Source organism: Sideroxydans lithotrophicus ES-1 (assembly GCF_000025705.1).
GTDB lineage: Bacteria > Pseudomonadota > Gammaproteobacteria > Burkholderiales > Gallionellaceae > Sideroxyarcus > Sideroxyarcus lithotrophicus.
In genome coordinates, this window is record NC_013959.1 from 1,013,548 (window position 1) to 1,037,211 (window position 23,664).

At 58.6% G+C, this 23,664-nt stretch carries 23 protein-coding genes; 15 read left to right on the forward strand and 8 right to left on the reverse strand.

Annotated features, from left to right (window positions below; all coding sequences use genetic code 11):
- The first annotated feature begins 191 nt into the window (after nucleotides 1-191).
- Nucleotides 192-1,448, forward strand: coding sequence for an ATP-grasp domain-containing protein (locus SLIT_RS05185; protein WP_013029174.1), 1,257 nt, complete (start codon nucleotides 192-194; stop codon nucleotides 1,446-1,448).
- Here SLIT_RS05185 and rsgA read toward each other — a convergent pair.
- The 4 genes from rsgA to SLIT_RS05205 are packed head-to-tail and all read right to left on the reverse strand — an operon-like array spanning nucleotide 1,435 to nucleotide 4,205.
- Nucleotides 1,435-2,298: a ribosome small subunit-dependent GTPase A gene (gene rsgA / locus SLIT_RS05190; protein WP_013029175.1), complete on the reverse strand. Its 864-nt coding sequence runs from the start codon at nucleotides 2,296-2,298 to the stop codon at nucleotides 1,435-1,437. The genes SLIT_RS05185 and rsgA overlap by 14 nt on opposite strands.
- A complete protein-coding gene (locus tag SLIT_RS05195; protein WP_013029176.1) occupies nucleotides 2,295-2,636 on the reverse strand; it encodes a 4a-hydroxytetrahydrobiopterin dehydratase in 342 nt (113 codons plus the stop codon). Before SLIT_RS05195 ends, rsgA begins: the two co-directional genes overlap by 4 nt.
- A gap of 10 nt (nucleotides 2,637-2,646) precedes the next feature.
- Complete coding sequence (locus SLIT_RS05200) at nucleotides 2,647-2,952, reverse strand: c-type cytochrome (protein WP_013029177.1); 306 nt, start codon at nucleotides 2,950-2,952, stop codon at nucleotides 2,647-2,649.
- Nucleotides 2,949-4,205 carry a M48 family metallopeptidase gene (locus SLIT_RS05205; protein WP_013029178.1) on the reverse strand — a complete coding sequence of 419 codons (1,257 nt, stop codon included), beginning with the start codon at nucleotides 4,203-4,205 and terminating at the stop codon, nucleotides 2,949-2,951. Before SLIT_RS05205 ends, SLIT_RS05200 begins: the two co-directional genes overlap by 4 nt.
- A gap of 69 nt (nucleotides 4,206-4,274) precedes the next feature.
- Here SLIT_RS05205 and orn point away from each other — a divergent pair, with 69 nt between their 5' ends.
- The 3 genes from orn to SLIT_RS05220 all read left to right on the forward strand — a co-directional run bounded on the left by orn (nucleotide 4,275) and on the right by SLIT_RS05220 (nucleotide 7,377).
- Nucleotides 4,275-4,820, forward strand: a complete 546-nt coding sequence (gene orn, locus SLIT_RS05210; RefSeq protein ID WP_013029179.1) for an oligoribonuclease — start codon at nucleotides 4,275-4,277, stop codon at nucleotides 4,818-4,820.
- A 42-nt stretch (nucleotides 4,821-4,862) separates the two neighbouring features.
- On the forward strand, nucleotides 4,863-6,557 hold the full coding sequence (locus SLIT_RS05215; RefSeq protein ID WP_013029180.1) for a diguanylate cyclase domain-containing protein: 1,695 nt from the start codon (nucleotides 4,863-4,865) through the stop codon (nucleotides 6,555-6,557).
- 97 nt (nucleotides 6,558-6,654) lie between these two features.
- Nucleotides 6,655-7,377, forward strand: a complete 723-nt coding sequence (locus SLIT_RS05220) for a flagellar brake protein (RefSeq protein ID WP_013029181.1) — start codon at nucleotides 6,655-6,657, stop codon at nucleotides 7,375-7,377.
- A gap of 6 nt (nucleotides 7,378-7,383) precedes the next feature.
- Here the strand turns inward: SLIT_RS05220 and hemH are convergent, their stop codons facing one another.
- Both hemH and hrcA read right to left on the reverse strand, forming a co-directional pair.
- Nucleotides 7,384-8,472 carry a ferrochelatase gene (gene hemH, locus SLIT_RS05225; protein WP_013029182.1) on the reverse strand — a complete coding sequence of 363 codons (1,089 nt, stop codon included), beginning with the start codon at nucleotides 8,470-8,472 and terminating at the stop codon, nucleotides 7,384-7,386.
- Nucleotides 8,473-8,479: 7 nt separating this feature from the next.
- The gene (gene hrcA, locus SLIT_RS05230; protein WP_013029183.1) at nucleotides 8,480-9,499 is read right to left on the reverse strand and encodes a heat-inducible transcriptional repressor HrcA; all 1,020 of its coding nucleotides are present in this window, start codon (nucleotides 9,497-9,499) and stop codon (nucleotides 8,480-8,482) included.
- Nucleotides 9,500-9,560: 61 nt separating this feature from the next.
- On the opposite strand from hrcA, the gene SLIT_RS05235 reads away from it, so the two are divergent.
- The 7 genes from SLIT_RS05235 to SLIT_RS05265 all read left to right on the forward strand — a co-directional run bounded on the left by SLIT_RS05235 (nucleotide 9,561) and on the right by SLIT_RS05265 (nucleotide 16,949).
- On the forward strand, nucleotides 9,561-10,433 hold the full coding sequence (locus SLIT_RS05235; RefSeq protein ID WP_013029184.1) for an NAD kinase: 873 nt from the start codon (nucleotides 9,561-9,563) through the stop codon (nucleotides 10,431-10,433).
- The gene (gene recN / locus SLIT_RS05240) at nucleotides 10,434-12,095 is read left to right on the forward strand and encodes a DNA repair protein RecN (protein WP_013029185.1); all 1,662 of its coding nucleotides are present in this window, start codon (nucleotides 10,434-10,436) and stop codon (nucleotides 12,093-12,095) included.
- Nucleotides 12,096-12,144: 49 nt separating this feature from the next.
- Entirely contained in the window at nucleotides 12,145-12,513 is a 369-nt protein-coding gene (locus SLIT_RS05245) for an outer membrane protein assembly factor BamE (RefSeq protein WP_013029186.1), read from the forward strand.
- Nucleotides 12,500-13,303 (forward strand): 4-hydroxy-tetrahydrodipicolinate reductase, encoded by an 804-nt coding sequence (dapB, locus tag SLIT_RS05250; RefSeq protein ID WP_013029187.1) that lies wholly within the window; start codon nucleotides 12,500-12,502, stop codon nucleotides 13,301-13,303. Before SLIT_RS05245 ends, dapB begins: the two co-directional genes overlap by 14 nt.
- Before the next feature lie 10 nt (nucleotides 13,304-13,313).
- On the forward strand, nucleotides 13,314-13,874 hold the full coding sequence (locus tag SLIT_RS05255; protein WP_013029188.1) for a zinc ribbon domain-containing protein: 561 nt from the start codon (nucleotides 13,314-13,316) through the stop codon (nucleotides 13,872-13,874).
- 130 nt (nucleotides 13,875-14,004) lie between these two features.
- The gene (locus tag SLIT_RS05260; RefSeq protein WP_013029189.1) at nucleotides 14,005-14,763 is read left to right on the forward strand and encodes an oxygen-binding di-iron domain-containing protein; all 759 of its coding nucleotides are present in this window, start codon (nucleotides 14,005-14,007) and stop codon (nucleotides 14,761-14,763) included.
- A 2-nt stretch (nucleotides 14,764-14,765) separates the two neighbouring features.
- The gene (locus SLIT_RS05265; protein WP_013029190.1) at nucleotides 14,766-16,949 is read left to right on the forward strand and encodes a putative bifunctional diguanylate cyclase/phosphodiesterase; all 2,184 of its coding nucleotides are present in this window, start codon (nucleotides 14,766-14,768) and stop codon (nucleotides 16,947-16,949) included.
- Nucleotides 16,950-17,009: 60 nt separating this feature from the next.
- Here SLIT_RS05265 and SLIT_RS05270 read toward each other — a convergent pair whose 3' ends face one another.
- Nucleotides 17,010-17,507, reverse strand: coding sequence for a manganese efflux pump MntP (locus SLIT_RS05270; protein WP_223293829.1), 498 nt, complete (start codon nucleotides 17,505-17,507; stop codon nucleotides 17,010-17,012).
- Between the two features lie 253 nt (nucleotides 17,508-17,760).
- On the opposite strand from SLIT_RS05270, the gene carA reads away from it, so the two are divergent.
- From carA to greA, 3 genes are read left to right on the forward strand one after another with little or no spacing between them, the layout of a single operon-like run.
- Nucleotides 17,761-18,885, forward strand: a complete 1,125-nt coding sequence (gene carA, locus SLIT_RS05275; protein WP_013029192.1) for a glutamine-hydrolyzing carbamoyl-phosphate synthase small subunit — start codon at nucleotides 17,761-17,763, stop codon at nucleotides 18,883-18,885.
- Entirely contained in the window at nucleotides 18,886-22,104 is a 3,219-nt protein-coding gene (carB, locus tag SLIT_RS05280; protein ID WP_013029193.1) for a carbamoyl-phosphate synthase large subunit, read from the forward strand.
- 20 nt (nucleotides 22,105-22,124) lie between these two features.
- The gene (gene greA / locus SLIT_RS05285) at nucleotides 22,125-22,601 is read left to right on the forward strand and encodes a transcription elongation factor GreA (RefSeq protein ID WP_013029194.1); all 477 of its coding nucleotides are present in this window, start codon (nucleotides 22,125-22,127) and stop codon (nucleotides 22,599-22,601) included.
- Between the two features lie 32 nt (nucleotides 22,602-22,633).
- Here the strand turns inward: greA and SLIT_RS05290 are convergent, their stop codons facing one another.
- Complete coding sequence (locus SLIT_RS05290; RefSeq protein ID WP_013029195.1) at nucleotides 22,634-22,981, reverse strand: YhbY family RNA-binding protein; 348 nt, start codon at nucleotides 22,979-22,981, stop codon at nucleotides 22,634-22,636.
- Between the two features lie 33 nt (nucleotides 22,982-23,014).
- Here SLIT_RS05290 and rlmE point away from each other — a divergent pair, with 33 nt between their 5' ends.
- Nucleotides 23,015-23,635 carry a 23S rRNA (uridine(2552)-2'-O)-methyltransferase RlmE gene (gene rlmE / locus SLIT_RS05295; protein WP_013029196.1) on the forward strand — a complete coding sequence of 207 codons (621 nt, stop codon included), beginning with the start codon at nucleotides 23,015-23,017 and terminating at the stop codon, nucleotides 23,633-23,635.
- Nucleotides 23,636-23,664 lie beyond the last annotated feature (29 nt).

Here is a 23,664-nt window from a genome sequence, read left to right on the forward strand (position 1 = left end):
CGCCAGTGAAAAAAATCATCAAGGTGAAGTTTGATAAATACGCTTTGGTATAAGCGGTGTGCGTCCATGATAAAACACGACCCATAAAGAAACTGTTAAAGACCATCGTTATTTGCTGCCTGCCAGGTTGGCATTGACGTCATGAGTAGTTGATAGAATGGCTTTCAATTCATCACTTGAAGTCGACTTAAATGACCAACTCGGCAAATTGCCATGATCAGCAGCCCTTTATGGGGATGGCGGCACTTTCGCGCATGGCGATGTCCGGCGCGGACCTGTCCGCGCTGGTAAATGCAGCGGCACATGACCCGAACGATGCGAACATGCTCATGGGCTTGTCGATCATATTTCAGCTCACGGGAAATCGCGAGATGGGCATGCAACTTCAAGGCAAGGCCCTGGGCATGCGGCAGCTCTATCATCTTGCTCCAGCCAGTGGCCGCTCCGAGATCCGGCTGCTCGCCATCTTGCAACCCGGCGACATGCTGGATAACACGCCTCTGGATTTCCTGCTGGAAGGATCGAACGTGGGCCTCGATCTGCTCTACGTGTCGCAGGAGCTGCCATTCCCCACGGTATTGCCCGAACACGATGCCATCATGGTTGGCATCGCCCAGTCAGACCAGAGCCAGTCTTTGCTGGAAAAGGTGGGGGAGCTTGTAAAGTCTTCGCCTTGCCCGGTGCTGAACAGCCCGGAAAGGATCGCCAGACTTGCGCGCGACAGCGTAAGTGCCATGCTGGGATCCGTTCCCGGGATGGAGGTACCTCGTACGGTCCGGATCGGCAGGCAGGATCTGCAACAGATACGATGCGAAGAAAGTTCGCTCTCCGCATTGTCCGGGGAGGTGGCCTATCCGGTCATCGTGCGTCCAATCAATTCGCATGGCGGACTCGGCCTGGCCAGGATCGCCGGCGATGATGATCTCGGTGACTATCTGGATGCAAACCCCGATCAGGAATTCCATGTGGCCCCCTTCGTCGATTACCGCAGTGCGGATGGCCTGTATCGCAAGTGCCGTATCGCCCTGATCGGCGGGCAGCCATTCGCCTGCCATCTGGCCATATCGGAAGACTGGATGATCCATTACCGCAATGCCGGCATGTCGGAAAGCGAAACAAAACGTGCCGAGGAAGAGCGCTTCATGCAGGATTTCGATGATGACTTTGGGGCCAGATACCGGCAGGCCTTCAAGGCCATGGATGAAATATTGGGACTGGATTACCTTGTCGTCGATTGCGCAGAGACGCAGGATGGCCGCTTGCTGGTCTTTGAGGCGGACAACCTCGGCTTTGTTCATGCGCTGGACCCGGTAGATGTCTTTCCATACAAACAAACGCAGATGCGCAAGGTGTTTGGCGCGTTCCAGAGCATGCTGAAAAACAAGGTGTCGGGGCTCAAGAGCGGCAATGATGCATCGCCGCCGGATGAAACATCTAGTGCGCTGTGATCTGCTGGAAAAGTTTCAGGCGCCGTTCGTCTATCTTTCCTTCCGCCGTAGCCTTGCGTATCGCGCAGTCGGGTTCGTGCGAATGGCTGCAATTGGCGAAACGGCACGATCCCAGGTAGGGCAGGAATTCGGGGAAGCTTCTTTCCATCGCGGCAAAATCCAGGTGGTGCAGGCCAAACAGCTGCACGCCGGGGCAGTCGATCAGGTGGCTGTCGGCATTCAGGTGGTAGAGCCGCGCGTGTGTCGTGGTGTGCTTGCCTGAGTCGAGTACGGTGGAGATCTCGCGCGTGGCGGCGTGTGCGGCGGGGATGAGGGCGTTGACGAGTGTGGATTTGCCCATGCCGGATTGGCCCACCAGCACGCTGGTGTGCCCTTGCAGGAATGGCAGCAGCGAGGTCACGTCCTTCTTCGCGGATAGTTCCAGCACCTTGTAGCCGATCTTGCCATAGGGAGAGAGCTGCGCGCGTGCCGCGGCGATCTGGGGCAGGTCGCATTTGTTCAGCACGATCAGCGTTTCCAGCTTCTGCTCGTGCGCGGCGAGCAGGCAGCGCGCCAGCAATTCGTCGTTGAACGAGGGTTCGGTGGCGACGACGACGATGATCTGGGTGACGTTGGCGGCGATCAGCTTCTGTTTATAGGCGTCGGAGCGGTAGAGCAGGGTGCTGCGCGGCGCGATGCCGTTGATCACGCCCTGGTCGGTGCCGGTGCGTTCCACTTCGACCACATCGCCACAGGCGACTTCGCTCTTCTTGCCGCGCGGCACACATTCGAGGATCTCGCCACCGGGCAATTCTGCCAGATAGTGCCGGCCATAGGCGGCGATGACTTGGCCGCGCAGTTTTTCGCTCAAAGCTTGAACAGCGCGTCCACTTTTGCAGCGCAGATGAAGTCGTTCTCGGACAAGCCGCCGATGGCGTGGGTGGAATATTCGACGCGGCACTGGCTGTAGCCGACGCTCATGTCCGGATGATGGTCTTCGCGGTGCGTCATCCAGGCCACGGCGTTGACGAAGGCCATCACCTGGTAATAGTTCTTGAACGAGAAGGTCTTGCCGATGCGGTTGTCGCTCAGTGTCCAGCCATCGAGCTGTTGCAGCAGTTCGCGCGATTCCTTCTCGCTCAGCGGTGGTACTCCGCCCTCGCAGGGCTTGCATTGTTTGTCGGTCAGGTTGCAGACATTGTCAGCCATGTTAGCCTCCTTACTTGAAGTGGTAGTACTTCTGATTCAGATAGGCAGCCAGATCCAGTTTTTCCTGTGCGGGAAGGTTCTTGCCGATGGCGCCTGAACATTGCTCCATACGAGCTATGAGCATTTCGGCACTGTTCACGATGCGGTCCGGCCGGGTGAAGATGGCGTTTCCGTCACCGCCTACCTTGCCCTTGTGGCAACTGTTGCAGTCGTATTTTGTGAATAGGTTCTTGCCGTTTGTTGCGTCGCCCTTGGCGAACGGGTCGGCATGGGCGGTGCTGGCGGCGAGGATGAGCAGGAAAAGATATTTATTCATTTAAAGCCTCCTATTTTCTGCAGATGTGCGATACGTATCGGTGCTGGCGGGTGCGATTCGTAAAAAGTGGCGTACAGCGGATCGGGGGTCAGCGTCTTGGCATTGTCCTGATACAGTTTGACCAGCGCATTGACCAGTTCGTGCGCGTCGGTGTGGCTTGCTGCGTAAGCGTCGGCTTCGAATTCATGCTTGCGCGAATAGGCCGAGGCGATCGGGTGCAGCAAAAAGGTGAATACCGGCATCACCATGAAGAACAGCAGTAATGCCAGCGCAGTCGATTGACCGGTGATGCCGAGTCCCTGGTAGAACCATTGGGCATGCAGCAACTGCGCGAGCAACCAGAGGAAACCCAGGCTGAGGGCAAAGGTGAAGGCGATGCGCTTGATCACGTGGCGATGCTTGAAATGCCCCAGTTCGTGCGCCAGCACGGCGTCGACCTCGTTCGCGGTGAGTCTTTCCAGCAGCGTGTCGAAGAACACGATGCGCTTGGTCTTGCCGAAGCCGGTGAAGTAGGCATTGCCGTGGGTGCTGCGTTTGCTTCCGTCCATCACGAACAGACCGCTGGCACTGAAACCGCATCTGTGGAGCAGCTCTTCGATGCGCGCTTTCTGTGCCTCGTCCTGCAGCGGTTCGAAGTCGTTGAACAGCGGCGCGATGTAAGTGGGATAGATGAACAGCAGCAACAGGTTGAACAGCACCCACACTCCCCACACATACAGCCACCACAGGTCGCCCATGCGTTCCATCAGCCACAGCACGCCGAACAGTAACGGCAGGCCAAGCGCTGCGCCGAGCAACAGGCCCTTGAGCGCGTCGAGCAGGTAGAGCTTGAGCGTCATCTTGTTGAAACCGAAACGCACTTCGATGTTGAAAGTGCGGTAGAGGTCGAAGGGCGACTCGAGGATCGATTGCAGCATCAGCACAGAAACGATCAAGACGGTGCCCTGCATCAGGGTGCCGCTGAAAGCGCCTGTGACCCATGTGCTGAGCCACTGGATGCCGCCGCCGAGGGTGAAGCCAAGCAGCAATGCCGCTTCGAACAGGACTGTGAGCATGTCGAGGCGGATCAGGGCGCGGGTATAGTCGGCAGCCTTCTGGTGTGCGGCAAGGTCGACCTTTTCGTGGAAGGCGGCAGGCACCTCGGCACGATGCGCGGCGACATGGCCAAGCTGGCGGTAGGCCAGCCAGAATTTGATCACGACATTGGTGGCCAGGGCGGAAACAAACAGGGCGGTGAATTGGGTTGCGGTCATGGTCGTTGGATTGAGTGGCGTGGCTGTGCGACAATGGGCCACACTTCTAACTGAGAACTACGGCGGATTATGGCACAAAACCAAAACAACCTTGTCTGGATAGACATGGAGATGACAGGGCTTTTACCGGACACGGATCGCATCATCGAGGTGGCACTGGTGGTGACCGACAGCGAGCTGAATACCGTGGCCGAAGCGCCCGTGCTGGTGGTGCATCAGTCCGACAGCGTGCTCGACGGCATGGATAACTGGAACAAATCCACCCACGGCAAATCGGGCCTGATCGACAAGGTCAAGGCCTCGACGCTGGATGATGCGATGGTGGAGGCGCAGATGCTGGCGTTCCTGCAGGAGCATGTGCCGACGCGCACTTCGCCGATGTGCGGGAATTCCATCTGCCAGGATCGCCGTTTCCTCGCGCGCTGGATGCCCAAGCTGGAGGATTACTTCCATTACCGCAATCTGGACGTGAGCACGCTCAAGGAACTGGCAAAACGCTGGAAGCCGGAAGTGGCGAACGGGATCAAGAAGCACGGCAAGCATGAAGCGCTGGCGGACATCTATGAGTCCATCGCCGAGATGAAGCATTACCGAGAGCACTTCATCAAGCTATAACAAAGTCCGGCAGGCATCGCCTGAACCGGATACGGGGGAGGGATGAATATACTCATCAAAGGGTGGCGCGCACTGGGCGTGCAGGGCAAGCTGCACATCCTGATCCAGGGTGTGCTGCTGATCCTGTTCTTCGTACTATTGGAGAATGCGACCGATCGCTTCGAGAGGCAGATCGAACACTCCGCTGAGGCGCGTGCCGAGGATACGGCAGACGGCCTCATCAACGGCATGAACATGCTGATGCTGACCGGGCAGATATCCAACCCGGAAAATCGCAAACTGCTGTTAAACAAGATGTCGCAGTCGCACGGTGTGGCCGAGCTGCGCATCATCCTCGGCCGGGCCGTGGTCGAGCAGTTCGGCCCGGGCCTGCCAACGGAGGCGCCGATTGACGACATGGATCGCGAGGTGCTGGATACCGGCAAGACCCTGTTTCGCAATATGACGGGCAAGGATGGCCGCCCGGCGCTGCGGGTGATGGTGCCGTTCATCGCCCGGAAGAATTTCCGCGGGACGAATTGCCTCATGTGCCACCATACGCCGGATGGCGGCGTCAACGGCGCGGCCAGCGTGACCATCGACCTTTCCGAAGAGGAGGCCCAGCTTGCCGAGATCAAGACCTGGCTGTGGATCGGGCTGGTCGTGCTGCAACTGGTACTGCTGGTCATCATCTCCCTGTTTGTGCGCATGGTCATCGTGCGCAACATCACTCGTCCCATCAAGAACCTGCAGAATGCGATGGCGCATATCCAGACCGACATGGATCTGTCCAGGCGAGCGGATGTGGATGTGGACAATCCTGATATTGGCGAGATGGCGCAGAATTTCAATCGTCTCGTTGAAAAGCTGGAACATGCCAACGAACGTCTGCAATTGTTCGTGAAGATGTTCAACAGCAGTGGAGAGGCGATCCTTATCACGGATGCGCAGCGCAAGATCATCGCGGTGAACCCGGCCTTCTACAGGATCACCGGATACGACGAGAAGGACGTGATAGGCGAGAACCCGAAGATATTGAGTTCAGGGCGGCAGAGTGCGAAGTTCTATGAAGCCATGTGGCACTCGATCAACGAGACCGGTTTATGGCAGGGGGAGATCTGGAACCGGCGCAAGAACGGCGAGTTCTATCCGGAGTGGCTTTCCATCGGTACGGTGAAGAATGCCCAGGGCGAGACCATCAATTACATCGCGTTGTTCTCTGACATCACCAAGCGCAAGGAGGCCGAGGCGCGCATCGAACATCTGGCACACTACGATTCGCTGACGCAATTGCCTAACCGGGCGCTGTTCGCGGAGCGATTGAAGCATGCACTGCTGGTTGCCCAGCGTAACAGGACGATGACGGCATTGCTTTTCCTCGATCTGGACAAGTTCAAGTTCGTGAACGATACGATGGGGCATCTGGCCGGGGATCTGCTGTTGCAGTCTGTCGCACTGCGCCTGAAGGCCTGCGTACGGGAGTCGGACACGATCTGCCGCCAGGGGGGCGATGAGTTCATGATCCTGCTTCCGGAGATAGGCGGTGCGGAAGATGCCGAGAAGGTCGCGCGCAAGATCGTCGATGCGATGACGGAACCACATCGCATCGAAGGCAGGGAGCTGACCATCACTTTCAGCATCGGTATCAGCATCAGCCCGGGCGATGCGGCGGACGATGAGGCCATGGTCAGGCACGCCGACGATGCCATGTATGCCGCCAAGGAAGGCGGCAGGAACAATTACAGGTTTTTTGCCTAGGATATTCGTCCGGAAAATGCAGAAGCCCAGAGCGTGGTTTGTACTGTTATGCAATACTGCACTTTGATGGAATCAGAAATTTGATCGGCCAGCGAACATGACGAATCACCCGGAAGAATCACAATTTGCGCTGCATAATCGCAAGGAAATCGTATTCATACTGGAAGATCTGGCGAAACATCGGGTCGCGATCAATCTCGACACTTCCGAGGGGGTGGGGCTGGTGACTTCCGTACTGGGTGTCAGCTCGGAAGGGAACTATGTCTATATGGACGTCAGTCCGGACGACAGGATCAACGAGAAGATCACCCATAGCAAGCATGTGTCGTTCGTGACTCAGGCCGGGGTGAAAGTTCGCTGGCATGCGACACATCTGCATCTTGTCGAGCTGCAGGACGGCAATGCCTTTTCCATGCTTGTTCCTTCGGTGATCGAGCGCATCCAGCGCAGGGAATATTTCAGGTTAAGCACCCCTCAAGGCAGCAAGGCGCTCATTTGCAGGATACCCAGCGGCACTGCTGTCATCGAAGCCATCATCGCGGATATGAGCCTGGGTGGGATCGGGATAGTCATCAGGGGGGCGCTACATGAGGTGTTCACGCATGGGGCATTGCTGGAAGGCTGCACTATGGAGCTGCCTGTCATTGGCGTCGTTCCAATGAACTTGCGCGTACGCGGGATATGGACGTCGATGAAGACCAAGAGCGGAGAACAGCTGCATCGTCTTGGCCTGGAGTTCGAAGGCTTGAGCCGGGGGGCCTCCAATGTCATCCAGCGCTATATGATCCAGCTTGAAGCCGAAAGGATCAGTTTGTCCTGACCGGGGCTATCGTCTGCCCTGCAAATCGAGCGCGCGCTCCCGGCTTTGCTCCAGTTCTGCTGCATCCGGTAAGTTCAGCCAGCCTTGCAGATTGTCCATCACCAGGTCGGTCAGTGCGTGGATCCAGTCGTTGCGGTCATTGAGGCAGTTGATGTAGTTGAATTCCCCGCCGCCGGCGTGCTGGAAATCTTCCTTGCCCTCCTGCGCGATCTCTTCCAGCGTCTCCAGGCAGTCAGCCACGAACCCAGGGCAGACCACGTCGACACGTTTTGTCTTCAGCGTTCCCCACTCCTTCAGCGTGGCAGTGGTGTAGGGCTTGAGCCATTCCGCCTTGCCGAAACGGGACTGGAAGCTGATGGCGTACTGGTCCGGTTTCAGTCCCAGCTCCTGCGCGAGCAGGCGGCTGGTCTTGTGGCATTCGCAGTGGTAGGGATCGCCTTTGTGCAGGGTGTATTGCGGCAGGCCATGGAAACTCATCAACAGCTTTTCCGGGCGGCCATGCTTCATCCAGAATTCGTTGATGTTGTTCGCCAGCGCCTTGATATAGCCGGGATGGTCGTGGAAGTTCTTGATGGTGCGCAGGGCAGGTGCGTTGCGCATATGTCGCAGTTCGTCGAACACGATATCGTTCGCCGTGGCCGTGGTGCTGGCGGCATATTGCGGATACAGCGGCACGACCAGGATGCGCTGGCAATTCTGTTCCTTGAGTCTGTGCAGTGCGTCGGGTATCGACGGTTTGCCGTAACGCATGGCGTACTCGACCACGAACGGCGCCTTGGTGCGCTGGCTGAGGTAGCCTTGCAGCAGGGCGGTCTGTTTCTCCGTATGGACGCGTAGCGGCGAACCTTCCTTCGTCCACACCGTGGCGTACTTGGCTGCCGACCTCTTGGGGCGGATGTTCAGGATGATGCCGTTGAGGATGAGCCACCAGACCGGTTTGGGGATCTCCACCACGCGCGGATCGCTGAGGAATTCCTTCAGGTAGGCGCGCACCGCCGAGGGGGTGGGCGCGTCCGGGGTGCCGAGGTTGACCAGCAGGATGCCGGTCTTTTGGGGAGTGCCGTGTTCGTGGATGGTCTCGGTTTGATAGCGCATCGTGGGTTCAGTGTTGTGAAAGGGCGTTGCTGAGCAGTTTTGCAGTGATGTCCACGATGGGCACAACACGTTCGTAATTCATGCGCTTGGGCCCGACCACGGCAAGCGTGCCGATGATCTGGCCGTCGGCCTTGTATGGCGCGCTCACCACGCTGCATTCATCCAGACCGATCAGGCCGGATTCGTTGCCGACAAAGATATGCACACCGGGTGCATGGCGACCGGCATCGAGCAGTTGCAGCAACTCGGTCTTCTTTTCGAACACATTGAACAGGTTGCGCAACTGGTTCATGTTGGCCGCAAGGTCGTTGATGTGCAGCAGGTTGCGCTCGCCGCTGATCACGTAATCCTCGTTCTTGCGCGCGATGGCCTGATCGCTGGCAGCCATCGCCGCGCTCATCAGGGCGGTCATGTCGTGCTGCAACTGGCGCAGCTCGCTCTGCACCCGCTGGTGGATGTCGCCGAAAGCCAGGTCGGCGTAGTGCTGGCTGAGGAAGTTGCCGGCCTCGGTGAGCTGCGCCTGGCTGTAGTCCTTGTGCGTCACCAGCACACGGTTCTCCACTTCGCCGTCGGGCATCACGATGATCAGCAGCACCCGCTTGTCGGACAGGCGCAGGAACTCGATCTGGCGCACGGTGATGCTGGCGCGCTTGGGGGTGGCGACGACGCCGGCGAACTGGGTGAGCTCCGAAAGCAGATTGGAGGCCTGGGTCAGCAGGCGACTCGGGTTGTCGGGTTGCAACTGGCTTTCCAGCTGTTGCACGCGCGCTTCGGAAAGGGGTTGCACCACCATCAGCGTGTCGATGAACAGGCGGTAACCCAATGCGGTGGGTACGCGGCCGGCGGAGGTGTGCGGGCTGGCGACCAGCCCCATCGTCTCCAGGTCTGCCATCACGTTGCGGATGGTGGCAGGGCTGACTTCCAGGCCGGAGTACTGCTGCAAGGCACGCGAGCCTACCGGCTGGCCGTCGCTGATATAGCGTTCCACCAGGGTCTTGAGCAGTATCTGTGCGCGGTCGTTCAACATGGCGCCTATTCTATCATCGCTGCTTTGTCATTAAATCGCGCCTATGGTTTAATCCGCCATCATGAAATCCCACTTCCAAGCCGTCGCGCTGATCGGCAAATACAAATCGCTGGAGATCGCCGAGCCTTTGCTCAAGCTGGCCGATTTTCTGGTGAGCATGGGGCTGGATGTGGTGGTGGACAACCTGACGGCCGAGCACCTTGCGAGCAATCCCTATCCGGTGCTGGCGCTCGATGAGATGGCAGGCAAGGTCGATCTTGCGATCGTGCTGGGGGGCGACGGCACCTTGCTCAATGTGGCCCGGATGCTGGCTCCTTTCGATATCCCGCTGGTCGGCGTCAATCAGGGGCGCCTGGGGTTCCTCACCGACATCTCTATCGACAGCATGCAGCGAACCATCGCCGGCATGTTGCGCGGCAACTTCGTCACCGAGAAGCGCATGCTGCTGAATGCGTCGATATTGCGCGGCGAGAGGCACATCTTCGATTCGCTGGCGTTCAACGATGTGGTCATCCATCGCGGGAACAATAGCAGCATGCTCGAATTCGAGGTGCGCATCGATGGCGAGTATCTTTACAATCAGCGCGCCGACGGCCTGATCGTGTCGACGCCTACCGGCTCCACTGCTTATGCCCTGTCTGCAGGCGGTCCTATCCTGCATCCTGCGCTCGAAGTGATCGCGCTGGTGCCGGTCGCGCCGCATACCCTGAGCAATCGCCCGATCGTGCTGAAGAGCGAATCGAAACTGGATATCCTGATGCATCGGGCCGATGAGGCGCGCGTCCGGTTCGACGGGCACACCCATTTCGACCTGCATTGCAACGACAAGGTGACGATCACGCGGTATTTCAAGCCGGTGCGCCTGCTGCATCCGGAAGGCCACAGTTACTACCATACCCTGCGCGAAAAACTGCTCTGGAACCAGACGCCATAAATGCTCAAGAACCTCATCATTCGCGATTTCGTCATCGTCGACACCCTCGAACTCGATTTCTCTGCCGGGTTTACCGCGCTGACCGGTGAGACCGGGGCGGGCAAATCCATACTCATCGACGCTTTATCCCTGGCGCTGGGCGAACGCGGCGATGCGGGCATGGTGCGGAGCGGTTGCGAGAAAGCCGAGATCGGCGCGGAGTTCGATATTGCCGGTATGCCGCAACTCCAAAGCTGGCTGCGCGAACAGGAGCTGGAAGGCGACGAGGGGGTGTGCCTGTTGCGCCGCACACTGGATGCTGCAGGGCGTTCGCGCGGTTTCATCAACGGTCGCAGCGCGACGTTGCAACAAATGCGCGAAGCGGGCGAGCACCTGATCGACATTCACGGCCAGCACGCGCATCAATCGCTGTTGCGCGCCGATTCCCAGCGCGACCTGCTGGACAGCCATGCCGGTCTGGGCAAGCAGGCGGAGGAGGTCGCGACCGCTTTCAAGGACTGGCAGACCCTGCATCGCCGCCGCCTGCAGCTGGAGCAGAATGCCGAAGCGGTGGCTGCCGAGCGCGAGTTGCTGTCGTTCCAGCGCCGCGAACTGGAGACGCTGAATTTTTCAGTGACCGAATGGGAGGCGTTGCAGGCAGACCATGCGCGCCTGTCGCATGCAGCCAGCCTGCTGGAGACCGCGCAGTTTGGCGTGGAGGTGCTGTCGGATTCCGACACGGCATGCCTCGCCCAGCTCAATGCGCTGACCGTACGGTTGCGCTCGGGGCTGGAATTCGATGCTGGTCTGCAAGACACGCTGACCATGCTGGAGAGCGCGCAGAACGAATTGCAGGAGGCAGTGTATGCACTGCGCCATTACCAGCAGCGGCTGGAAACCGATCCGCAGCAGTTGCGCCAGCAGGAGCAGCGCATGGCGGACGTGGTCGAAGCGGCGCGCAAATACCGGGTGCCGCCGGAGCAGCTGCCGGAAGTGTTGGCGGGAACCGCCGCCCGGCTGGACGAATTGGGCGGCAGCGCCGATCTGGCCGAGCTGGCCAGGCAGGACGAGGCCGCGCGCCACGCCTATCTTGAGGCGGCAGGCAAATTGAGCGAGGCGCGCATCACGGCGGCGCAGAGCCTGTCCGCAGAGATCACCGCCGCGATGCAGGCGCTGGCGATGCAGGGCGGACAATTCTCCGTGGCCTTGTTGCCGTTGAACGAGGGCAATGTACACGGGCTGGAAATGGTGGAGTTCCAGGTGGCGGCCAACCAGGGCACGCCGCTGCGCAGCCTGGCCAAAGTCGCTTCCGGCGGCGAGCTGTCGCGCATCAGCCTGGCCATACAAGTGGCGGCCAGCCGCGCGGCAACTGTCCCCACGCTGATCTTCGACGAAGTGGACAGCGGCATCGGCGGACGGGTGGCGGAGATCGTCGGTGCGCTGCTCAAGCAACTGGGCCGCCGCCATCAGGTGATGTGCGTCACCCACCTGCCGCAGGTGGCCGCGCAGGCTGACGCGCAATGGCAGGTGAGCAAGGCGGCGCACGCGGGCAAGACCTTGAGCAATATCCGCGTGCTGGGCGGGCCCGAGCGCATCGAGGAGATCGCGCGCATGCTGGGCGGGGTGAAGATCACCGAAACGACGCGCAAGCATGCCGCCGAACTTCTGGGCATCCCTGCTTGAGGTATCATGCCGCCTGTTTTGTGAATCCCTGATTGAGACAAGAATCCAAATGCGCATCCATATCGTTATTGTTTCCGCACTGCTCGCATCATGCAGTTCCAGCTATCTGCCTTCATTCACGCCCTATAAGGTCGAGATACGCCAGGGCAACCTTATCACGCAAGAGATGCGAGCCAAACTCAAACTCGGCATGACCCAGTCGCAAGTCAGGATGGTGCTTGGTGCGCCGCTGATCAACGATGCATACCATGCCGATCGCTGGGATTACTTCTATAGTCTGAATCAACAAGGCCAGCTCATGGAGCAGCAGCGCCTTACCCTGTATTTCGACAAGGATACGCTGACGCGCATCGACGACGCCACCCCGCTGGAGACATCGGTGTCCGCCAAACAGGAGACGAACGATGGAAAGAATTAAAGTCGCCATCGCAGGCAGCGGCGGACGCATGGGCAAGGTCTTGCTGGAATGCGTGGCACAAGCCGACGATCTGACATTGCATGCCGCGCTGGAGCACGGCGGCAGCGCATTGCTGAAACAGGATGCCAGCGTGCTGGGCGGCTCGAAAGGCGTCACGATCATGGCGGATGCCGAGCAGGCACTGCAAGGAGCGGACGTGCTGATCGATTTCACGCGTCCGGAAGGCACGTTGCACCATCTGGAGATATGCCGCAAACACCGCGTCAATATGGTGATCGGCACCACCGGCTTCAACGCACAGCAAAAAGCGCAGTTGGGTGCGGCAGCGCAGGATATCGGCATCGTGTTCGCTCCCAATATGAGTGTCGGCGTGAACCTGGTGTTCAAGCTGCTGGAGACCGCATCGCGCGTGCTGGCCAACGGTTATGACATCGAGGTGATCGAGGCGCATCATCGCCACAAGGTGGATGCCCCTTCGGGCACAGCGCTGGGCATGGGCGAAGTGATCGCCAGAACCCTGGGGCGCGACCTTGGGCAATGCGCGGTCTATGGGCGCGAAGGCGTGACCGGCGAGCGCGACCCTTCCACGATAGGCTTTGCCACCGTGCGCGGCGGCGACATCGTCGGCGACCACACGGTGCTCTATGCGGGCATCGGCGAGCGCATCGAAATCACCCACAAGGCCAGTAGCCGCGCCACCTTTGCGCTGGGTGCCTTGCGTGCGGCTCGCTTCCTCAAGGCCAACAAGGCCGGGCTGTACGACATGCAGGACGTGCTCGATCTGAAATAAAGGAATCATCATGGAAAATAACAAACTGCCAGCCGCTGGCTGGGACTGGGTGGGTCGTTATGTGGCCGTCATCGTGCTGTCGCTCATCCTGGCGACAGCACTCGGCAATATGGAATTGTTCGTGAAGACCACGATAGGCGGCAAACTCAATGCATCTCACATTGTGGAGTTTCTCGGATATGGCATGGCATTGGTGGCATTCTGGGTGCTTGGCCAGCGTGCCACCATCGCCGTGCAGCAGCATGAAGGGAAATGGTCGTTCATGCAGCACCTGATCCTGCCGACGGTGAGCCTGGTCGCTGTTGCGCTGGCCTACTCGGTCATGCTCCTGCTGCTCAAGCCGGTGATGGACGCTGCGCTGCACAATATCTACAACTGGACATTCATCGTCGGCATCCTGGGCTGCGCAGGCTGGCTGGTCATGGCAGTGCTGAATCAATCTGCGTCGCTGACCGCACTGTTCACCGAACGCAAATCGACGGAACCGGATCGCACTTGCCCAGGTTGCGGGGCGAGCTGCAAGGAACCGGACAAGTTCTGCAAACGATGCGGCATGGCGCTGGGCGGATAGCTCACTGATTTTGCCCGCAAGGCCGGGGAGACTGTGGCTCATGTGGAATAGATCAAGAGCAGGTTGCAAGAGGATGTGATGAGTTCGAAATAGACCGCGAACGAATGCGGCATTTGATCGGGGAGTCGATATGCGCAACATCGTGTTATTCAGTGGTGACGACCACAAATTCGTCCTGTTGAACGAGAGCGAGCCGGGTGAGGAAAGCGGTGTCCGTTCCAACCAGTACCTGATCCAGCATGCCGATTCCGGCGTGATGCTCGATCCGGGCGGGTTCGGCGTGATGCCGCGCGTGCTGGCGGAGTTGTTGCGCTATCTTTCGCCGCAGCAATTGAAAGGCATCGTGCTCTCGCACCAGGATCCCGACATTGTCGGGGGGCTGGCGACTTGGCTGGAACTGACCGGGGCGCCGGTCTATGTCTCCGAGATATGGTTGCGCTTCCTCCCGCATTACGGCATCAAGGGCATGAGCCGCTTTGTGGGAGTGCCGGATATCGGCATGGATTGGGAAGTTGCTCCCGGATTCGAACTGAAGCTGGTCCCTGCGCATTTCTTGCACTCCGAAGGCCAGATCAACGTTTACGACCCAAGATCGAAAATACTGTTCAGCGGAGATATCGGTGCAGCCATGCTGCCAACGGACAAGGACTATGTCTATGTGGACGACTTTGCCGGGCATCTGCGCTATATCGAAGGGTTCCACCGCCGTTACATGTGTTCCAACCGTGCGGCTCGCATCTGGGTGGATCGAGTCTCCAGGCTGGATATCGACATGATCGCACCGCAGCATGGCCCCATCTATCGCGGCAAGGCAGTGAAGGAATTCCTGGCCTGGTTCAAGGAATTGCAATGCGGTGTCGACCTGATGGTCGAGGACGGGCGAGTCTGAGCATGACCTCCATTTTTTCTGTCGCCCCGCAGAGTCTGGAGGAGATGCGCCAGCAGGTGCTGGAGCGTTTTGCCTCGCTGATCGAAAACCAGACGCGTACCCAGTTGTTCGCCAACAACATCGGTGCACTGGTGCATGACGTCAATGCCGAGATCAATGCCGGGCACGAGCAGAGCATCCGGTTGCTGGACAATATCGATATCAGCCAGACGGATCGGGATGCGATCCAGTCTCGTTTACGCAGCGATATGGCGCTGGCAGGGCGGCTGGACAAGACGCTGGAATTGCTGTTGGGCGAACGGCAGCGACAATGGGATATGAATGACGAGCACCTCAAGCGCGTCATGCTAGATTTCAACAGGACGGTGGAGAATCTGGCGGGCACGCTGATCGAGAAGGATCTGCTCGAACGCCAGAGCCATGTGCTGGAGAACATCATCATCTCGCATGAGAAAGTGACGCAGTGGCGGCAGTTCGTGCAGGGCATATTGGCCAGCTTTCACTCCATCTTCCCCTTCAATTTTTTCTATATCGCTTTTGCTGAAGAGCACGGCTTGGCGCTTTACCTGTATTTCCTGGGGGACTATTCGGACGAGGTCAAGACGTCGGTGCGCGGTAAGCTGACCCGCGAGATGTTGGCCAAGCTGGGATTGCCCGAGGACACGCTGATCGATATCGAGGAGTTCGAGATCCCAGCGCATACCAAGGCCGATTCGATCAGCGACATCGATCTCATCACCGTGCGTGTGCCGCAACTCGACATGCTCAATCTGGCTGGCGTGCTCGGGGTGGCTTACGGTTCCATGCAGAAGTTGACGGCGCAGGAGGCCAGCGTCATCCGTTCCATACTCGCCGTGATGGTGATGGTGGTCGGTTCCAGCAAGGCGTTGAGTAAGACATTGGCTGAACTGGAATACTACTCGACGCATGATCCGTTGACTGGCCTGCATAACCGGCGGCATTTCAACGAGATGCTGGAATACGAGATCGATCGTTCGGAGCGACATAATCATGAGTTCTCGATCCTGATGCTGGATCTGGACGACTTCAAGGACATCAACGATACCTATGGGCATCCTTGCGGCGATGCCACTTTGTGCGCGGTGTCAGAGATTGTGCGCAGTACGATGCGCAAGGGCGACCTGACTACGCGCATCGGCGGCGACGAATTTGCCATCATCCTGACCGAGACCAGCCAGGAGGGCGCGCGCGAGGTGGCTGAAAAGCTGCGAGTGGCGCTGCGCGATCACAAGTTCGAAGCGCCCAATGGCAAGACTTTCCATACCACCACATCCATCGGACTGATCGCCTACCCCAAGGATGCGCAGAACATCTCCGACCTGATGGCCGGTGTGGATATCGGCTTGTATCGTGCCAAGTCCATTGGCAAGGATAGTGTGTGTTCCGTCGAAGAGGTGGAAGACAAGATACAGACGGGGCGCAATGTGCGCGATCATGCCGAGAAGATGCGCGAAGCCTTGCGCAATGACCATATCAAACCCTATTTTCAGCCTGTCATCGACTGCAAAAGCGGCGAGATATTCGCTTATGAGGCGCTTGCGCGCCTGGTGGAGCCCAACGGTGAAACCATTTCAGCTGGCGCATTCATCGAAATCATCGAGAAATATGGCATGGGCCGGGAGCTGGATCGGGTGATGATCCAGAAATCCCTGGAAACCCTGAAAGCACATATTGCCGCTCAAGGTGCGCCGCGCAAGCTGTTCATCAACCTTTCATCCCAGGAGATTCAGGGGCGCGGAGTACTGGGATTCGCAGAAAAATTGTGCCAGGAACTGGAGATCCCGCCGCAGAACATCGTGTTCGAGTTGCTTGAGCGCGATGCCATCGGCGACATGACTCGCATGCGCAAATTCCTGGCCGAGCTGAGAAAGAGCGGATTCTCCTTCGCGCTGGACGATTTTGGCAGCGGCTACAATTCATTCCATTACCTGCGCGAACTGCACTTCGAGTTCGTCAAGCTGGACGGGGATTTTGTGCGCAACATCCTTGTTTCCAAGATAGATCGTGCATTGGTAAGCAATTTGAGCCGCTTATGCCGTGACTTGGGTATGCTGATGGTGGCGGAATTCGTCGAGTCGCAGGAGATCATGGATGAATTGAATGCCATGGGCGTGGACTATGCCCAAGGTTTCCATCTTGGCGTACCTACGCCAAGAATCAACTAGGAATTGTCTGCAGGGGATGTTGCATGCATCACGGCGATCAAAACCCGGTCCTTGACTGTCCTAAGTAACGAGCATTTTGATCCCGATCAGGATCAATACCGCACCGCCAAAGATTTCCGCCTTGTTTTCCAGCCAGGTGCCGCTGTTTTTGCCAATTCGCACGCCTAGCCAGCTGAAAGCAAAAGTCGCCACGCCGATGATCAGGCAGGCAAGGTAAACATTGATATCCAGCAGAGTCAGGCTGAAACCGGCGGCCATGGCGTCGATGCTGGTGGCGACAGACAGCAGCAACATCATTTTGTTGGTGATTGCCGCAATGTCTTCTTCAATGCCTTCGTGCAGGCCTTCGTAAATCATCTTGGCGCCGATCAGGGCCAGCAATCCAAAGGCGATCCAGTGGGCATAGGCCTCGACCCAGCCCAATATGCCTTTTCCTCCCAGGTATCCGATGAAGGGCATCAAAGCCTGGAAAGAGCCAAAGAACAAGCCGGCTTTCAAATCCAGTCCGCGGCTATTGTCTTTTGCGCCAAGTCCGATGGAAACGGCAAAAGCATCCATGCTCAGTGCGACTGCCAAAACGATTACTTCGAGCATGTCAGGTGGTTTTCGATCCGGTTGATTGGAGTGCGCTCTTGCCCAGCAGCGGCGCGGAAGAGGCGAATTATACGGTATTGGCCTCGCCAGGCAGTTGCAAGCGCAGAGCTTCCGTTTGATGCGGGCCCGCTAATCCGCTATAATGCACGACGAATCAAAGGCGGGATGGACGCAACGTTCTTCCCGCTTCTTTATGTCCAGTTCAAGGGAGCCTCCGGTGTCGCAAACAAGTCCTGCCATTCTAGTTTTAGCCGATGGGACAGTGTTTCGCGGAACCGCCATCGGCGCCTCCGGCAGTAGCGTCGGCGAGGTGGTGTTCAACACTTCCATCACCGGTTACCAGGAAATTCTCACCGACCCATCGTATTGCAGGCAGATCGTCACGCTGACCTATCCGCATATCGGCAACGTCGGCTGCAACCCGGAAGACGTCGAGTCGCGCCAGGTGTTCGCCAGCGGCCTGATCATCCGTGACCTGTCCATGACGGTGAGCAATTTTCGCAGCACCCAGTCTTTGCCCGAATACCTCAAAGCCAACAACGTCGTCGCCATCGCCGGCATCGATACGCGCAAACTGACACGTATCCTGCGCAGCAAGGGTGCGCAGAACGGCTGCATCGCCACTGGCAACAACGTTGAGGCCGCATTGGCGGCCGCACGCGGTTTTGCCGGCTTGGCGGGCATGGATCTGGCGCAGGTCGTGACTTGCGATAAATCTTATCAATGGACACAGCGCGAGTGGAAACTGGGCGAAGGCTTCCGCGATGTGGCCGAATCGAAGTTCCATGTGGTGGCTTATGATTTCGGCGTGAAGCGCAACATACTGCGCATGCTGGCCGAGCGCGGCTGTCGCATCACTGTGGTTCCCGCGAAAACCGCCGCTGTCGATGTGCTGGCGCTGCAGCCGGACGGTGTGTTCCTGTCCAACGGCCCTGGCGATCCTGAACCCTGCGATTACGCGATCGCAGCGACGCAAAGATTCCTCGAAGCCGGCGTGCCGTTGTTTGGCATCTGCCTTGGACACCAGATACTGGGGCTGGCTTCAGGCGCAAAAACGGTGAAGATGAAGTTTGGCCACCGCGGTGCCAACCACCCGGTGCAGGACACACAGACCAAACGCGTGATGATCACCAGTCAGAACCACGGTTTCGCGGTCGATGCGGCGACGCTGCCTGCGAACACGCGCGTCACCCACATCTCGCTGTTCGACGGCACACTGCAAGGCTTCGAGCTGACCGATAAGCCCGCGTTCTGTTTCCAGGGGCATCCCGAGGCGAGTCCCGGCCCGCACGATGTTGCCCCGTTGTTCGATCGCTTCGTGGCGATGATGGAGAAGAATTAAATGCCGAAGCGTACAGACATCAAGAGCATCCTCATTATCGGCGCCGGCCCCATCGTCATCGGCCAGGCGTGCGAGTTCGATTATTCCGGTGCGCAGGCTTGCAAGGCGCTGCGCGAAGAAGGCTACCGCGTCATCCTGGTGAACTCGAATCCGGCCACCATCATGACCGACCCGAACATGGCGGATGCGACCTACATCGAGCCGATCACCTGGCAGATGGTGGAGAAGATCATTGCCAAGGAGAAGCCCGACGCGATCCTGCCGACCATGGGCGGGCAGACCGCGCTGAACTGCGCGCTCGACTTGGCCAAGCACGGCGTACTGGAAAAGTACAACGTCGAGATGATCGGCGCCTCGCGCGACGCCATCGACATGGCGGAAGACCGCGAGAAATTCAAGCAGGCTATGACGCGCATCGGGCTGGCTTCGGCACGCTCCGCCATCGCGCACAGCATGGAAGAAGCGCTGCAGGTGCAGCAGGTGATGGGTTTTCCCACCATCATCCGCCCGTCGTTCACCATGGGCGGCAGCGGCGGCGGCATCGCCTACAACCGCGAAGAATTCGTGGAGATCTGTGAGCGCGGCCTGGAAGCGTCGCCCACGCGCGAGCTGCTGATCGAGGAATCGCTGCTCGGCTGGAAAGAATACGAGATGGAAGTCGTGCGCGACCGCAACGACAATTGCATCATCATCTGTTCCATCGAGAACCTCGACCCGATGGGCGTGCATACCGGCGATTCCATCACCGTCGCGCCGGCGCAGACGCTGACCGACAAGGAATACCAGATCATGCGCGACGCCTCGCTGGCAGTGCTGCGCGAGATCGGCGTGGAGACCGGCGGTTCCAACGTGCAGTTCTCCATCAACCCGGACGACGGGCGCATGGTGGTGATCGAGATGAACCCGCGCGTGTCGCGTTCCTCGGCGCTGGCGTCCAAGGCCACGGGTTTTCCCATCGCCAAGGTCGCGGCCAAACTAGCCGTCGGCTATACGCTGGACGAACTCAAGAACGACATCACCGGCGGTGCCACCCCGGCCTCGTTCGAACCGACCATCGATTACGTGGTCACCAAGATACCGCGCTTCGCCTTCGAGAAATTCCCGCAAGCCAACGACCGCCTGACCACACAGATGAAATCGGTGGGCGAGGTGATGGCCATCGGCCGCACCTTCCAGGAGTCGTTCCAGAAAGCCTTGCGCGGCCTGGAAGTCGGCGTCAATGGCCTGGATACAAAATACACTGAGCGCGAAGCCATCGTTTCCGAAATGGGCAATCCCGGGCCGGATCGTATTTGGGCAGTGGGCGATGCCTTCCGCCTCGGTATGAGCGTGGAAGAGGTGTTCAGTGTCAGCAAGATCGACCCGTGGTTCCTGGTGCAGATCGCCGACCTGATCCGTCAGGAGCAGGCACTGGCCGGCCGCACCCTGGAAAGCCTGAGCGCGGATCATCTGCGTACCTTGAAGCGCAGCGGTTTTGCCGATGCGCGTCTGGCAAAATTGCTGGGCATCGATGATGAGTCGGTGCGCGCCTACCGCCATGCGCTGGGCGTGCGTCCGGTGTTCAAACGTGTGGACACCTGTGCCGCCGAGTTCGCCACCAACACCGCCTACATGTATTCGACCTACGAGGAAGAATGCGAATCGCTGCCTACCAGCAACAAGAAGATCATGGTGCTGGGCGGCGGGCCGAACCGTATCGGCCAGGGAATCGAGTTCGACTATTGCTGCGTGCATGCCGCGCTGGCGATGCGTGAGGATGGCTATGAGACCATCATGCTCAACTGCAATCCCGAGACCGTTTCCACAGATTACGACACCTCCGATCGTTTGTATTTCGAGCCGCTGACACTGGAAGACGTGCTGGAAGTGGTGGCGGTGGAGAAACCCATCGGCGTGATCGTGCAATACGGCGGACAGACGCCGCTGAAGCTGGCGCACGGTCTGGCGAAGAACGGCGTGCCTATCATCGGCACCACGCCGGACATGATAGATATGGCAGAAGACCGCGCGCGCTTCCAGGCCATGCTGCGCGAACTGAACCTGAAGCAGCCGCCCAACCGCACGGCCAGCAATGTGGCAGACGGCGTGGCGGGTGCAGCCGAGATCGGCTATCCGCTGGTGATGCGTCCTTCCAACGTGCTGGGCGGCCGCGCCATGGAGATCATCCATGCGCAATCAGATCTTGAGCGCTACATGCGCGATGCCGAGGAAATGTCCAAGACTTATCCCGAACGCATGCCCATCCTGCTCGACCGTTTCCTGAACGATGCGATCGAAGTGGACGTGGATGCGGTGTCCGACGGCAAGCAGGTCATCATCGGCGGCATCATGGAGCACATCGAACAGGCGGGTGTGCACTCCGGCGACTCGGCATGTTCGCTGCCGCCGTATTCGCTGTCCGCCAAGTTGCAGGACGAGTTGCGCCGCCAGACCGTGGCGATGGCCAAGTCGCTCAATGTGGTCGGCCTGATGAACGTGCAGTTCGCCATCCAGGGTGAGACGGTATACGTGCTGGAAGTGAATCCCCGTGCTTCGCGCACGGTGCCCTATGTGTCCAAAGCGACCAGCGTGCCGCTGGCCAAGATCGCTGCGCGCTGCATGGCAGGCCAGACATTGGCGCAGCAGGGTGTGACCAAAGAGGTCATCCCGCCTTATTATTCGGTGAAAGAGGCGGTGTTCCCTTTCATCAAGTTCCCCGGCGTCGATACCATCCTTGGTCCGGAAATGAAATCCACCGGCGAAGTGATGGGTGTGGGCGATAGCTTCGCGGAAGCCTTCGTCAAATCGCAGCTTGCTGCCAGCGTGAAGCTGCCGAAGAGCGGCAAGGTGTTCATCAGCGTGCGCGAGGAGGACAAGCATGGTGCTGCCGAAGTTGCGCGCACCTTGAAGCAGTTGGGCTTCACCATCCTGGCGACCCGTGGCACAGGCTCGGTCATCACTGCTGCGGGAGTGGAAGTGACTGTGGTGAACAAGGTCGCCGAAGGCCGCCCCCACATCGTGGACATGATCAAGAACGGCGATATCAGCCTTATTGTCAACACAGTGGATAGCAAGCCGTCGGTGATGCGGGATTCGTATTCGATCCGCCATGCAGCGTTGCAGGGCAGGGTGACGTACTACACTACGCTTGCCGGTGCACGTGCCGCCTGTCTTGGTATGCAGCATCTGGCGGAATTGCAGGTCTATGACTTGCAGTCTTTGCATCGCCGCATGGAATAATAGAAGAAGGGAAGAGCAGCATGAGTAAGGTTCCATTGACAGTGAACGGCGCGGAGTTATTGCGTCAGGAATTACACCGCCTGAAGACGGTGGACAGGCCTTCGGTCATCAATGCCATTTCTGAAGCGCGTGCTCAGGGCGATCTGTCGGAGAATGCCGAATACGAGGCGGCCAAAGAGCGCCAGTCGTTTATCGAGGGTCGTATCGTCGAGTTGGAATTCAAGCTGGGAAGCGCGCAGGTCATCGATCCAAAAACGGTCAATGCGGATGGCCGCTGCGTTTTCGGTTCGACCGTAGTGATTGAAGACACCAATAACGGCGATGTGGTGACATACCAGATCGTCGGCGATGACGAGGCCGACATCAAACAGCGCAAGATATCGATCAGCTCGCCTATTGCGCGAGCCCTGATCGGCAAAGTCAGCGGCGATATTGCAGAAGTGCAGGCGCCTGGCGGTATCCGGGAATACGAAGTGGTGGACGTTCAGTACATCTAGGCAGGTATTCCCTTGCCAGCATGGGACGGAGCTTAAGTGCGGCTACCGAGCTGTTTCTTGCTCAGGACGGTCTTGCCCTGACGGCGTTTGGGAGGTTTTGCAATAGGTATTTCCAGTGGGCGATACACCACCAGAATCTTGCCGATATGCTGAACGGGCCCAGCCTTCAGTTGTTCGCATATCTCCTGCAGCATCGTTGCGCGCACCTCCCGGTCGTCATTCATCACGCGGATCTTCATCAGGTCGTGGCTTTTCAGGCTGCGTTCGATCTCGCCCAGAACGGCAGGGGTCAACCCGGCGTTGCCGATGATGACGACAGGATGGAGTGCATGCGCGCGCGCCTTGAGGTCGCGGCGCTGTGAAACGGAGAGGTTCAACATGATATTCCTTAAAGTAAGCGCGGATTCTAAACGATGAAGGCATCCAAAACCAGCAAACAATGGATGCGCGAACACGTGAACGACCCCTATGTACAGCAGGCGCAAAAGGATGGTTATCGCTCGCGTGCTGCTTACAAGCTGCTGGAGATCGACGAGCGTGACCATTTGATCAAGCCCGGCATGGTTGTCGTAGACCTGGGAGCTACGCCTGGCGGGTGGTGTCAGGTGGTGGCGAACAGGCTGGGGGCGAACGGACGCATCATCGCGCTGGATCTGTTGCCGCTGAATCCGTTGCCTCGGGTCGAGTTCATCCAGGGCGATTTTCGCGAGGACAGCGTACTGGCGCAGCTCGAAGAAAAGCTGGAGGGGCGCCAGATCGGCCTTGTAATTTCGGATATGGCACCCAATATCAGTGGCGTAAGCTCGGCTGACCAGGCTCGTGCCATGCATCTGGCTGAATTGGCGCTGGATTTTGCAGTCGAACATCTCGCGCCGGGAGGTTCGTTCCTGGTCAAAGTGTTTCAGGGTGTGGGTTTTGAGGACTATCTGAAGCTGATGCGCAGTAATTTTGCCAAAGTGGTCGCGCGCAAGCCGAAAGCATCGCGCGACCGCAGTAGCGAACAGTATCTGGTGGGGCTGGGGAAGCTTGAGTAATGGCCTCGGACAGTGTTTAATGCAACTTC